We start from the raw sequence: 13,595 nt of genomic DNA on the forward strand, positions 1-13,595 counted from the left end.
TACAATAAAAAAAATAAATGAAATTTAATATTGCGCTTTTAGCCGGAGACGGTATAGGACCAGAAGTAATAGATCAAGCTGTAAAGGTAAGTGATGCTGTTGCTAAAAAATTTGGACACGAAATAACTTGGAAACCAGCATTAACTGGTGCTGCAGCCATTGATGCTGTTGGAGAGCCTTATCCAGATGCGACCCATGATGTTTGTGTGGCTTCAGATGCCGTTTTATTTGGTGCTATTGGTCATCCGCGTTTCGATAACGATCCGTCTGCAAAGGTACGTCCAGAGCAAGGCTTATTAAAAATGCGTAAAAAATTAGGCTTATTTGCCAATGTTAGGCCAACATTTACATTTCCATCATTAATAGATAAATCACCTCTGAAACAAGAGCGTATTGAAGGCACTGATTTAGTGTTTTTACGTGAATTGACTGGTGGTATCTACTTTGGAGAAAAGGGGAGAAGAGATGAAGGCGAAACAGCTTATGATAACTGTGTGTACACAAGAGAAGAAGTACAGCGATTGGCTAAAAAAGGATTTGAATTGGCTATGACTCGTTCTAAAAAATTATGTTGCGTAGATAAAGCAAATGTTTTAGAAACATCTCGTTTATGGAGGGAAACAGTTCAAGCCATGGAAAAAGAGTATCCAGAAGTAGAAGTTAGTTATGAATTTGTTGATGCTGTTGCGATGAGATTGGTACAATGGCCTAATAGCTATGATGTACTAATTACTGAAAACTTATTCGGAGATATTTTAACAGATGAAGCTTCTGTAATTTCAGGATCAATGGGATTGATGCCATCGGCTTCTATGGGAAGTGACATTGCTTTATTTGAGCCTATTCACGGATCGTATCCACAAGCTACAGGATTAAACATTGCAAATCCTTTAGCAACGGTATTATCTGCTGCTATGATGTTTGAAACAGCTTTTAACTTGCCCGAAGAAGGTGCTGCTATTAGAGACGTTGTAAACAAATCATTGGCAGAAGGTGTTGTAACTGAAGATCTAGCTAACGGTGGAAAAGCTTACGGAACCAAAGAAGTAGGAGACTGGTTAGCTGCAAATATTTAGAAAATTACTACTCTAATATATATTTAAAACGTGGACCCATTTAAAAGGGTTCACGTTTTTATTTTGTGACAAGTGTGAGCATTTTATTCACTAACATTCAATCCTTTAAAACTGGAGCCACTAGGTAATCAAAATATTTCTAAATCAAAATTAAGGAAGCGATACACTCGTGTCAGTATAATAGTAAATACTTGAAGTCTTTTTTCAATAATTAATATTTAATAAGAATATTCTTAAAGTGTTTAAACCAGAAAAAAAGCATTTTTAGTTGTATAGGGTTAATTAAGAGGAGGTTTTGGGTAAAATAGAAGAACTAACAGCTTAGACTATTTAATAGATTTACGTTGACATTTAAACGTAAACTATATAAAACTTCTAAACATGATGAAAAAATTACTTAAAAATTCAATTGTAGCTTTAACTTTTTTAGCTGCTTTTTCTGGTTTCTCTCAAACTGTTTCTGATATAACTGTAACAGCTACTGGAACTATGGGAACAGTTGTTACTCCTAATGTAACTGCAGGACAGGTTATTCAAATAGAATCAGGGAGTTCCTTTGATGTTGAATTCACCGTTTCTGTAAGTGCTTTCTTTATTGAAAGATCATTCTCAGTAGTTAAAGTGGGCGACCCTAAGAGTGGTGATAACTTTTTCAATGCCCAAAACCTCAGAGAAGATAATGGCACCACCACGACTAAAACTACTACACGAACCATTAATGTTCCGGCAAATGGTATGAATACTGCAACTGGCGAAACGGTTAACATTGGGAACAAGCATACCGTTGTATTAAACGGAAAGGCATATTCAGCTGCTCCTCCGTCAACAGATAATGATTGGGGAACTAGTACTGACTTTGTAATAGAAATTGTTGCTCCAGGAACACTTTCTACAAATAGTGTTTCAAAGGAAAAAATTTCCTTATCAGTATCTAATGGAAGCTTAAATGTATCAAAACCTGCAGATTATACAATTTATAGCATTACAGGAGTACAAGTGCTTAGAGGAGAAGCTATAAAAACCATTGATATTTCGAAATTATCTAATGGAATTTACATTTACAAAACACAAGAAGGAACTGCTAAATTTGTAAAATAACGTCAGTTCGATTTAATTTTTTTATAAAAAATAATATTAAATCAATGATTTTCAAGTGTTTGTCATTTTCAACAGAGCGAAGCATGAGCCTTTCGACTTCGCTCAAGATAAACTTTCGAGAAATCTCATAAAGAAGGGATTCCTCCTCGTTCCTTTAGATTTGTATAATAGATAATATCTATAATGGTTATGATGTTGAAATAATTTAAAAGATTACAATATCTAAAAAGGGCTTGTTTAATAAAAAAACAAGCCCTTTTTTTGTACAAAAATTTTAAAGTTTTAATGTTGAAGGATATTCAAAAACTTCCAAATCAAAATAAGGTACAGCTGCCAAAACATGATCGAATATATCAGCCATGATATATTCATAATTTGCCCAACGCTTATCACTACTAAAAGCATAAATCTCAATGGGGATGCCTTGAGCACTAGGAGCTAACTGGCGTACCATAATAGTCATATCCTTGTTAATTGCAGAATGCTTCTCTACATAAGTCTGAACATACTTTCTAAAAACTCCCAAATTGGTAAGATTTCTTCCATTTAACAGCTTCGTTTTATCAATATTATGTGTGTTGTTAAAGTTGTTAATATCTGCCTGACGTTGCTCTAAATAGGTGCTTATAAGCTGAATACCACTAAGGGCATCCAATTGTTCTTTAGTAAGGTAATGTACACTGTCCATTTTAATTGATATAGACCGCTTAATACGTCTGCCACCAGAACTCATCATGCCCCGCCAGTTCTTAAAAGAATCAGAAATTAGGGCGTAGGTTGGAATGGTTGTTATCGTTTTATCAAAATTCTGAACCTTGACAGTTGCTAAATTAATTTCAACCACATCACCGTCTGCTCCATACTTTTCAAATGTAATCCAATCGCCAATGCGTACCATATCATTAATAGACACTTGGATACTTGCAACAAAACCTAAGATAGTATCTTTAAAGATGAGTATAATCACTGCTGATGCTGCACCAAGAGCTGTTAGGAATTTGACAAAAGGAGTATCGGTGATTATCGCAATTGCAGACATAAAACCTGCAACCCACGCAAAAATCATAAAGACTTGAATATAACTATCAATAGGCTTATCTTTTAGACGAGGAAGCGTCTTAAAGTAATCCTTTAAAGTATTTAGAAAACTTCTTACAATCCATAGTGTTAGTATAATAGCAAATACCTGAAGACCTTTTTCAATAACACCATCAAAATTTAGGAAATCCCTAAAAATTATAGGCGTGAATTCCATGGCAATAAGAAGCGGAATAATATGAGCGATATTACGAGGAACTTTATTAGCAACTAGTAAATCATCAAAATTTGTTTTTGATACCGAAGCAAATTTATAAAAGGTTTTTACCAGAATCTTGCGAATCACAAAATCAATAATAAATACAACGATGATTAATATGAGGAGGAGCCCTAACATATTTAGGTATTCTGCTGTGTTTTCAGAAACGCCTAATTTGGTTAGATACTCATAGATTAAATGACGATAACTATCTCCAGGTAAAGCCTTATCAACGACCTCATTTTGGATTATTTCTTGCATTAGTTAAGACGTTTTAAATATTTTCTATCGATATAAAAAGTTCCAAAAGGTATAATGGATGCTATAAGAACCGTAGTAAACTGTTTTGTATCCCAATTAAAATCTTTTTTTAGCATAAAAGCAAAAGCTATATAAGCGACAAATAATAAGCCATGAGGCATTCCTAATAGTTTCACATATTGAGGATCATCCAAAAGGTATTTAATTGGTGTAGCTATAAATAATAGTAAAATATAGGAGATGCCTTCTAAAAAAGCGACCAATCTAAATATATTGATAAATGATAACATAGATATTTTTTAAAATACAAAAATACAATGTGGAAGCTTAAGAGCCTAGATTTTAGCCCTTTTTATAGGACATTAAAAATAATAAGTCCATAAATGGCAAACCGCAATAAACGCAAAGAACCATAAAGGACTACGCTTTTAAATGGAAAGTGAATAACCCCGGCAGCCATACAAGACATGGAAAAGGGTAGTGGCAATAGAGCTCCAACAATGATAAGGAAACCTCCCCATTTTTTAGAGTTCTTAAGATGTTTTGCCATTTTAACCTCTAAATAGTTATGAACACTAGGGATTTCGGTAATAAAAACACCCAACCAGTAAGATATTAGACCTCCACAATAAGATAAAAAAGCCAAAAAGCCAAGATATATCCAAGGGTTTGGCATTTTTCCAGACCAGGCAATAAAAACCTCTGGAGGTATAACACCTAAAAGCGTTTCTGATACAAAGAAAAATGTGAGTACACCATATGCTGGAAGCGTTTCTGTAATACGCACCAAAGCATCATTGATATTAAAAAAGTGATTTAATACATAAATTCCTGTGACGAGTATAAAAATTACAGGCAAAGCTTTTTTGACAGCTTCCCAAACAAAACTATAAAACCCAGTATAACTATAATACTGATGTAGTAAGTGTATGCGTTTTTTATCAGTCTTAGATTTAGACTTCGTTTTAGGCTTCATTATTCTCATGTAAATTAAAGGCAAAACAAATATAATAGTATCAGTCGTATAATAAAAGAAGAACTTATAAGTTTAGTGGAAATTTAACATAAACTGAGTAATCGAAGTATGAGTTATTAAAAATTCTATTTTACATAATATTAATTATAATTCAAAATAAATTATAATAAGACATTATGTCAAATGTCTTTGGAAACGATTAACAACTTTAACTTAGTATTGATATAATGTAAAATTATTCACAATTTTAACATTTGATAAAACTGTGTTCATAATTGTATTGTATATCTCAACACGGAACAATTATAGCACAAAATATATTTTATATATCAATTAGTTTGTTCAAGGTCAAATAGAAATCTAATCTTTCGTTCATTAGAAATTCTTCCATAATGATATATAATAGTTTTATTCAGTTAATAAATCTTGACCAATATTTATTAAATTAACTTTAGCTTCAAAACCGCTTTTTATTTTCACATTCTTGATAAGGTATTTCTCATGATTCGTTATATCATCACTCAAATCCAAATTTGGTTCTATAATGACAATTTCAAGTTCATTTATTTCGTTAAGTTGCTTTTGAATTTTGGACATAGTTTCATTTGTAGTACTTTCAATTTTTGTAGAAAGATTAACAACTGCTAATTTTTCAATCTTTGATTCAAAAAAATCTTTCATAATTCCGAGCATAATAGTATAAGAAGAATTTTCTAATGATGCATTTAACGTAACATCAGTTAAAGAAAGCACATGTTTTTCAGAAACAACAGGTTTTGACGTAAGGTATAATTGTCCTTTAGGGCCAGTGAAAAAATTAGTGTCTATTTCAAAATCAACTCCTATTACAACTCGGTCTTTACTTGGGTAAATTTCAAAATTGTTTAATTCAATTTTCTTAACAACATCAGAACCAGCATTTGATAATTCTATATTCAATTCAGATTCTAATTCTTTGCGCTTTAAGTTAATTACTTTTTCAAGTTCTTCATATTCAACAAATACTGGGAGGTTGACATCAATAATATTTTCTATTTTTGGTGATTTAGTTAATTCAGGAAGAGGCCAATTTTCTTGTTCAGAAGCACTTTCCCCTATCTCGAAAGCTAATTTAGAGCCAACCATTAAATTCATATTGCGACTTTGATAACTTATAATTGGCTCGTAAATTTGGATAGGTTTTATGTTTAAAGAAAATCCACCATGTTCTTCTGTTATCGGAATTGAGGAAGGTATCATAATTTTTGAAATTTGACTTTTGATTGCCTCACAATGAATGACATTATTAAGAGCTCTTTCAACCTCGGGTTCTATTCCTATACTAGCAATTTTGGCAACCAAATTAAAGTCCATCCAAGTATCACCAATTATTTCTATTCGAGGACCTTTTAGCCAAATTATATCTGACTTTACGTTAAGATTAGGACACCAATTACTATTAAATGAGACATCAATTATAAAAGAAAACGTTACATCTGCATCAAAATTTTTCTTATCAAGTAAGCCAATTTTAGCTAATTCACCTTTAAATCCTAAGCTCCCATCAATTGATAAAGGAACTTCTATTTTTAATTTTCTATCTCCTATGTTTTCAAATGTTATTTGGTCACTTAAAACAATATTATACTTTCCATTATATCCAATATCAATTTTGGTGCTTGTATAGATCCATTGATTTGGATGATATGAAGGGTTTTTAGTTTTTATCCATTTATTTGGATGATAAAGCGGGTTTTTAGTTTTAACACAGTGCTTTTTTCCAAAAATTTTAACACATTTTTCAATCCATTTATTTGGGGTATACCTTGGATCCTTTGTTTTACTCCATTTGTTTGGTTGATATAAAGGATCTCCTGTTTTAAGTGTATAAGTTTCGCTAAACTCCCCACTAATATCTTCTGAAATTGGATCAGAAAAATACTCATTAACTACTTTTTCTACTTCATCCAAACTTATATTAAAACTTGCTCCAATAGTGCTTTCTGGAGCTTCATAATCAAATACTTGTCCTTCTCTAATAGGTTTTTTATTTAATTCTCCAATATTTTCACACCCTAAAACTGATAGCAAAAATGTCACAATTAAGAATTTGGAATAGAAATTTTTCATATTTAAATTTATTAAGTTAGTATTATCTACGGTTTGGTTATAAGCAAGACAAAACTATGACTTATGAAAAAGTTAAGAAATACCCACTTGTGGGTAATTAATAAAAATTGGGTTATTATTTTTTATAAAAGAGGAGTTGATCACTTAATTATTAGTAATTAAGTAAATATCTATAAAAGGAAATTAAGTATGTATGTTTAATTATTGAAAATAAGTTCAAATATGTCATTTCGCAGACTAATCCAGCAATATTTTTACGACATTAGTAAAGGCTACACTTCGATTTTAGTTGTCGTTTTACAGTAAGGTAACAAACTATATTTATATATTGTGCTAACAAAGGAACAACATGACATATACTAAAGGTTACAGAACATTATTTCAAATTTTTAGCTTCGAGAGAGAACTAAACAAAGAGACACTTTTTAGAAATATTCTAAGGTTATCTTTGGTTGCATGTTTATTAACTTTATTTATGGAAACTATTACTCCGTTGGGTAACACATATTTATTTACCTTAAATGTATTGGTTTTATCCTTTATTGCATTGGTCATACATTCTTATAGAAAATATGAGACAGCTTACCATTTTTTTTCTCTATCTATGACTACAGGTTTTTTTATTATAAGCTTGTCTATTACCAAAATTTACCCTTCTTTTATAAATCTATATTCTCTTGCGATTCTTTTTGTTATAGCATTTACACCCAGTAATGGATACATAATTATACTATATTTGTTATATTTTACTGTATTAGAATTATTTCTGTCTCATCACTTTTTATCGCCATTTTTTAACGATTCCTTTATTTATGAGTGTATCTATGATGCCATTCATATTGTCGCTTATAACTTGGGGATTTATTTTATTGCCTTATACTTTATAAAATTCACCAACAAACAGAAAGATGAAATAGATGTGCTGAAATCAGAAAGCGATTATTCAATTAATAGAGAAAAGGTTGATTTTTTTAAGCTATCAAAATTTGAAACGTTATCAACACGTGAGAAAGAAATAGCTCTATTAGTTGGAGAAGGATTGACCAATCAAGAAATCGGTGATTGTTTGTTTATAAGTGCCGAAACGGTAAAAACTCATAGAAAAAATATGAAGTCAAAACTATCCATCAAAACAAACAAGGACTTTTTTCACTTCGCTCTATTTCACAAGAGAGAAAAATCTAATGATCCTAAAAATAGACTTTATAATTAAAGGTGCTAGACCAATTTATTAAGTCAATTTCTGAAATATTCAACGTATCAATCGGCGCACTTACAAAAGAAGTAAAAAATATTTGATTTTTTATTTGCCATATTGATAAAAGCAGAAAAAATCGTGAAATAAAACCATTCCATACACATTTTGCCTCCACTCCTCTACCCTTTCTGCAAAAAGCGTATTCCATTACATTTTTAAAGAAACATATGAGAATAAAAAAATCAAAAATATTTGAGGTAATAACTTCGCTTTTACCCAAGCAAAGTTACATAACGCAGAACATTATAATTCATTTTCAATATTATATCAGGCATTATATAAAATTGCTTTGTAAACTTTAGTTTTATGAATTTTATTGTAAAAGGCTTAAGGAAAGTTATAATTTATAGATTATTTTCATAATCCATACTTTGATTTAATACACGAACAATTAAAATATCAATATCTGTAGATAAATAAAAAATGGTGTGTGATTTATAAGAAAATCTTTTTAATGACAGAACAAATTCTGATGCATCACGTCCTAAAGTAGTATTATCAGTTAAAATTTGAAATAGTGTATGCATTCCTGATAAATATGTTTGAGCTTGATTTAATCCAAATGTTTCAATGCCGTACTCATACATTTTGGCAAGATCAATTTCGGCTCTTCTTGATACTTTATAAACGCCCATCAGCCCGCATACGGTCTTCAACTTCCTTCATGATATTTGGAACGGATTTATCACTAACACCACTTTCCATGCCTTCAGTTATAGCTGCTTTGAGTGCTGAAAATTTTGCGTTTTTTGCTTGATCTCGTCTTACTAAATCACGAAGGTATTCACTATCATTAGTAAATTCTCCTATTGTAATTCTTGACTTTATCCACTTATCCTGTTTTTCAGTAAATGTTATTGTTTTTCTAATTGTTGACATAAATACATGCTTTAATAATCATACTATTGATGCAATTTAATGTATTTAATTGAATATTACAAAAATGGAGAGTGCGAATTTATGTATTCGATAATTATTGTTTTATTTGGGCAAGCGGTTCTTTATGGTTGCTATTTGCCCCATATGGTTAGCCGAATGTTCCATCACGTGGTACCAGATATAGTGGTAGTTTAATCCCTCTTCTATATTCGATGAGAACCAAGCATCATTTTTGGTTTTGAGTCCATTTAAGGTTTTTTCACGGACTTCATCCCATAAATCCAAATAATACCTAATCGGTTCACCCTTAAGTATGCTTTTTACTTCTTCGTTAAGTTCGCCTGCAACACCAAATCTCGTTAGCTCATCTTCTGTCCATTCTCGCCCCTTCAATGTCGCGGTCTGATAATACGATTCCGTAGACACCAAATGCATAATCAATGATCCTATGCTATTGGCATCAGCATCATATAAGAAATCAACTTGTGATTGGTCTAAGTCCTTAACTTGTTGGGTAATTCTATCTTTTAAGTCTTCTAACATGTAAACCATTATGCCAATCTTTGGCGAATAGCCCTCAACTGATTTCAGCTCCCCTTGTGCGTTCAACAGTATCATCGGTAATAAAAGTAGTAAAAGGCTGGTTTTTGTTTTTAAGGATTTCATAGTATCGTGTTCAAATTAATATATTGATATGGAAAGATATTCAAAAGTTACTATTTCTGGTTATTCATTATTTTGCAGAAGGTAATTGATTAAATAAGAATATCGACAATTATAAGGTTTATTGACAGAATTTTAACATCGTAATAGATCAATATATTGAATATTTTATATGGATTCAATACTGACGGTTTTATCTGCATTATATTTCTGCAATATTAGCTATGCCTTATGTTGATACTCATTAAAATCCATAGTCTATTAACAATAGTTGTTCACTAAAAGAAATAAAGGTTTGTATAATTTATTACAAGGGAGATTCAAAATATGAAATTTTTAACACGTAAGATTTTACCTTTTTCTGTAATCAATTTGAAATTAAAAAGAATAATCCCATTCCATACACATTCCCACTTCGCTCCTATCGTCGCTTCGGGCAAAGCGTATTCATTACTTTTTTAAAGAAACTTTTGGGAAGGAAAAGGAACTTCACGTTTATGCATTTGTAGCTATAATTAGCCATTATGTAAATATCCTCCGTCTTTGAGTATAAGTGTATTTGGTAAAGAAATTAAAAGGACGTTCATCCCGACTTTTACAACAAGAGTTTCCCGCATTAAGTAAAAAGTATTGGGGGCGCCACTTTTGGGCAGTGGGGGTATGGAGTTTGGAGTACTGGAAAAATAACAGATGAGGTGGTTCAAGAGTATTTGGAGCATCATAAGGATAAACCAAATTCAGAGAAAGGTAACTGGATATTAGAATAATGTGTGATAAGAATTTCATTCTTTACTTAAAACTATGGATTGAAAATCCATAGTAGTTTATTCATTATCTAATATTTTTATAGTAATGATTTTATGAATCTTTCGATTAATTCATTGGTACTTCAATAATTAATATTTTAGAGTTTGCCTTAGATTTTACCAAAACCGTATCTGTTTCATAAACACCAATAGCGTCTCTATTTTCAAGGGTTTGATCATCAACTTCTATCTCCCCTTCAATTAAAAAGATATAAAAACCATTATTTCCACTTTTTGGACTCAGTGTTATTTCATACCCCGAATCTAAATCTGAGCGGTATATATAAGCTTGTTGGCTAATAGGCAATGCATCTCCTTCTAATTTATCTTTCGGTGCAACAACAATTTGTAATGTGTTTTTCTGGGCTAAAGCATCAAATCTTCTTTGCTCATAATTTGGAGTAACCTCCATTTCTTCTGGAATAATCCAAAGCTGTAAAAAATTAACGTCGTCTGTTTTACTATCGTTAAATTCTGAATGTGTTAAACCTGTACCTGCACTCATTACTTGTACCTCTCCTACTTCAATAGCACGTTTATTTCCCATACTATCTTTGTGTGACAATGCGCCCTTTAATGGTACAGAAATAATTTCCATATTTTGATGTGGATGTGTACCAAAGCCCATTTTTGGTTGTACTACGTCATCATTAAGCACACGAAGTGCGCCGAAATTCATGCGTTCTGCATCTTGATAACTTGCAAAACTAAATGTATGATGTGATTTTAACCAACCGTGATTGGCATATCCTCTGGTGTCTGCTTTGTGAATTACTGTTTTCATAAAAATATTCTTTTTTCATTTCCTTGAAGAAGGAAATCTTATTATTTTATTTGGTTTTACGTGAGTGTCTAATAAAATGTCATTCTGAATGAAATGAAGAATCTCTTTAAAATTAAACATTTACTTATCGATCTTTTGAGATTTTTCGACTGCGCTCAAAATGACAACTTTGAGATTTTAGACACTCACATTTTAATTTGCTGGAAGAAATCCCATTTTACCCATTTGATAGTCTCGCATGGCTTCCATAATTTCTGTTTGTGTATTCATGACATAGGGTCCATAAGTTGTTACCTTTTCATTAAAGGGTTCACCTGAAAGGAATAATAGTTTACTTGTATTATGTCCTTTTATCGAAAAACCGCTCCCATCTTGATTAAACTGAATCAACTGATTTTCATTTAGTTTCAAACTTTCTGAATCGTTAACAGTTACATCACCATGTAATAAATACAACATCGACTGATGTGCTTTAGAAACCTCTACAAAATATTCCCCTCCTTCTCCAATGTCTATCATATAAGCATTGACAGCTGTTTGTGTGCCTATTTTTCCATAATTACTTTCTAATTCACCAGCAATTATTTGAATTCTCACTTTGCCATCTTCAGAATTAACGATATTAAAATCCTCGTTTTTTGCATGCTGATAATTAGCTGGAATCATTTTCTTTTCTGCGGGTAAATTCAACCACAATTGAATGCCTTCAAGAGTTCCTCCTTTTTTTACAAACGTTTTAGTTGGTGCTTCGGCATGGATAATGCCACGGCCTGCTGTTGTCCATTGCACATCGCCCGCTTTAACAATACTCTCATTCCCTAAAGAGTCTCTATGCAATTGTTCGCCTTGAATTAAAAATGTAATGGGTTCGAATCCACGGTGTGGATGTGGACCTAAGTCAAAAGGGTTATTATCTTCTGAAATGTCATAAGGACCATAATGGTGTAATAATATAAACGGATCTACCATATCTATGTTTCGACTTGGTAATGGTTGTCTTAATTGTATAGGCCCCATATTAACAAAATCACTGCGCCCTATTGTTTTTATTGTATTTGATTTCATGAGTTTAAATCTATTGTTTTTTATTTGTTACATGTAACATCTATATAATCGTTATCCTTGGATATCGAACTTTTAGTTATAGATGTTTCATAATAAATTATTTTTTTCATTTCCTTGCTTGTGCTGAACTTATTTCAGTAAAGAAGGAAATCTTTTTAGTTTCCATGGAAACTATTTATTTAAAAAAATGCACTATTTATCGCATTTTATCCAGCAGATTACTCAATTGTTCTGCTTCATCTTCGTTTAAATTTTTTAATAAATCTTTATTAATATTATATGGAATAGATGCTATAAGCTTTTTCCCTTCATTTGTAATAACAATTTTAACAACACGTCTGTCATGTTCTGAAGGTATGCGCTTAATGTAACCCTTTGCACATAATTTATCCATTAATCTGGTCGCATTGGGTGAACGCTCTAACATCCTGTCCTTAATAACCTGTACCTTTAAAGGTTCTTTCGCACCATTTAATATTCTTAAAATATTGTACTGCTGGGGAGATATCCCAAATGGTTTAAAGAAATCATTCTGACAACTCGTTATCCAACTTGCTGTATATATAATATTCAGTAAAGCCTTCACCCTGTTATTTGGAAATTTTGAATTGATATCTTTAGAGAAATCTCCCATGTCTTTTAGTACTCAGTAAGCAGTATTCAGTAAGCAGTATTCAGTAACAGTATTCAGTAAGCAGTATTCAGTAGGCAGTTATAATTTATTTTGAAAGGATGCTACTTTGTGCTTCAAATCAGAATTCAGTGCTTCATTGGTAATCTTTCCTTCTGAAAAGTTATCATTGAATGATGGAAAAGAAAAGTCTTCAATAATATTTCCTCCCATAAAAGCAAAACGACCTTTCGCTATATCAAGAACAGTTGCTCCTCCTCTACCTCCTGGAGAGGTTGCCATTAATAGCATAGGCTTCTCACTCCATAATTTACCATCAATTCTAGACATCCAATCAAACAGGTTTTTAAATACCGTTGAATATGCTCCATTATGCTCTGCTAATGATAAAACAATACCATCTGATGCTTTAATGGCATCTAAAAATTTATGTGCATTATCTGGAATACCATGATCAACTTCATAATCAATACCATACAGAGGTAATTCAAAATCGTTAAGATCTAAAATGTTAACTTTTACATTTTCAACCAAACTTGAAGCATATCTTACCAATTGATGATTTATTGAGTTTTTACTATTACTTCCTGCAAATGCTATGATGTTTTTCATAAATATTAATTATTTTTATAGTACAAATATAAAGTAAAAATATTTATTTTCCAAGGAAAATAATTCCATGTAATATATTT

The 13,595-nt window shown here is 31.5% G+C and carries 14 protein-coding genes and 1 pseudogene; 4 read left to right on the forward strand and 11 right to left on the reverse strand.

The genetic code is table 11. The features are described from left to right. Positions 1-17: 17 nt before the first annotated feature. Entirely contained in the window at positions 18-1,076 is a 1,059-nt protein-coding gene (gene leuB / locus EM932_RS04205) for a 3-isopropylmalate dehydrogenase (protein WP_135875820.1), read from the forward strand. A 381-nt stretch (positions 1,077-1,457) separates the two neighbouring features. Then, complete coding sequence (locus EM932_RS04210; protein ID WP_135875822.1) at positions 1,458-2,174, forward strand: T9SS type A sorting domain-containing protein; 717 nt, start codon at positions 1,458-1,460, stop codon at positions 2,172-2,174. Positions 2,175-2,448: 274 nt separating this feature from the next. Here EM932_RS04210 and EM932_RS04215 read toward each other — a convergent pair whose 3' ends face one another. The 4 genes from EM932_RS04215 to EM932_RS04230 all read right to left on the reverse strand — a co-directional run bounded on the left by EM932_RS04215 (position 2,449) and on the right by EM932_RS04230 (position 6,817). Continuing rightward, entirely contained in the window at positions 2,449-3,732 is a 1,284-nt protein-coding gene (locus tag EM932_RS04215) for a mechanosensitive ion channel family protein (protein WP_135875824.1), read from the reverse strand. Further along, entirely contained in the window at positions 3,732-4,022 is a 291-nt protein-coding gene (locus tag EM932_RS04220) for a DUF3817 domain-containing protein (RefSeq protein WP_135875826.1), read from the reverse strand. The genes EM932_RS04215 and EM932_RS04220 overlap by 1 nt, the downstream gene beginning before the upstream one ends. Positions 4,023-4,084: 62 nt before the next feature. Beyond that, on the reverse strand, positions 4,085-4,708 hold the full coding sequence (locus EM932_RS04225; RefSeq protein WP_135875828.1) for a YqaA family protein: 624 nt from the start codon (positions 4,706-4,708) through the stop codon (positions 4,085-4,087). Positions 4,709-5,116: 408 nt separating this feature from the next. Continuing rightward, positions 5,117-6,817, reverse strand: coding sequence for a DUF4403 family protein (locus EM932_RS04230; protein ID WP_135875830.1), 1,701 nt, complete (start codon positions 6,815-6,817; stop codon positions 5,117-5,119). Between the two features lie 475 nt (positions 6,818-7,292). On the opposite strand from EM932_RS04230, the gene EM932_RS04235 reads away from it, so the two are divergent. Continuing rightward, a complete protein-coding gene (locus EM932_RS04235; protein ID WP_170179718.1) occupies positions 7,293-8,030 on the forward strand; it encodes a helix-turn-helix domain-containing protein in 738 nt (245 codons plus the stop codon). Between the two features lie 389 nt (positions 8,031-8,419). Here the strand turns inward: EM932_RS04235 and EM932_RS04240 are convergent, their stop codons facing one another. The 3 genes from EM932_RS04240 to EM932_RS04250 all read right to left on the reverse strand — a co-directional run bounded on the left by EM932_RS04240 (position 8,420) and on the right by EM932_RS04250 (position 9,620). Further along, a complete protein-coding gene (locus EM932_RS04240) occupies positions 8,420-8,710 on the reverse strand; it encodes a type II toxin-antitoxin system RelE/ParE family toxin (RefSeq protein ID WP_135875834.1) in 291 nt (96 codons plus the stop codon). Continuing rightward, positions 8,697-8,954: a type II toxin-antitoxin system ParD family antitoxin gene (locus EM932_RS04245; RefSeq protein ID WP_135875836.1), complete on the reverse strand. Its 258-nt coding sequence runs from the start codon at positions 8,952-8,954 to the stop codon at positions 8,697-8,699. The genes EM932_RS04240 and EM932_RS04245 overlap by 14 nt, the downstream gene beginning before the upstream one ends. A 102-nt stretch (positions 8,955-9,056) precedes the next feature. Then, a complete protein-coding gene (locus EM932_RS04250; protein ID WP_135875838.1) occupies positions 9,057-9,620 on the reverse strand; it encodes a DinB family protein in 564 nt (187 codons plus the stop codon). A gap of 525 nt (positions 9,621-10,145) precedes the next feature. Here EM932_RS04250 and tnpA point away from each other — a divergent pair. Beyond that, positions 10,146-10,384 (forward strand): annotated as a pseudogene (gene tnpA, locus EM932_RS04255) (IS200/IS605 family transposase); the annotation flags it as partial. A gap of 106 nt (positions 10,385-10,490) precedes the next feature. Here the strand turns inward: tnpA and EM932_RS04260 are convergent. The 4 genes from EM932_RS04260 to EM932_RS04275 all read right to left on the reverse strand — a co-directional run bounded on the left by EM932_RS04260 (position 10,491) and on the right by EM932_RS04275 (position 13,515). Beyond that, positions 10,491-11,207: a pirin family protein gene (locus EM932_RS04260; RefSeq protein WP_135875840.1), complete on the reverse strand. Its 717-nt coding sequence runs from the start codon at positions 11,205-11,207 to the stop codon at positions 10,491-10,493. A 192-nt stretch (positions 11,208-11,399) separates the two neighbouring features. Further along, positions 11,400-12,272 (reverse strand): pirin family protein, encoded by an 873-nt coding sequence (locus tag EM932_RS04265; RefSeq protein ID WP_170179719.1) that lies wholly within the window; start codon positions 12,270-12,272, stop codon positions 11,400-11,402. Between the two features lie 196 nt (positions 12,273-12,468). Then, the gene (locus EM932_RS04270; protein WP_135875844.1) at positions 12,469-12,906 is read right to left on the reverse strand and encodes a MarR family winged helix-turn-helix transcriptional regulator; all 438 of its coding nucleotides are present in this window, start codon (positions 12,904-12,906) and stop codon (positions 12,469-12,471) included. A gap of 78 nt (positions 12,907-12,984) precedes the next feature. Then, positions 12,985-13,515: an NADPH-dependent FMN reductase gene (locus EM932_RS04275; protein ID WP_135875846.1), complete on the reverse strand. Its 531-nt coding sequence runs from the start codon at positions 13,513-13,515 to the stop codon at positions 12,985-12,987. Between the last annotated feature and the right edge of the window lie 80 nt (positions 13,516-13,595).

The organism is Flavivirga rizhaonensis, from assembly GCF_004791695.1.
In the GTDB taxonomy this organism is placed as follows: Bacteria; Bacteroidota; Bacteroidia; order Flavobacteriales; family Flavobacteriaceae; genus Flavivirga; species Flavivirga rizhaonensis.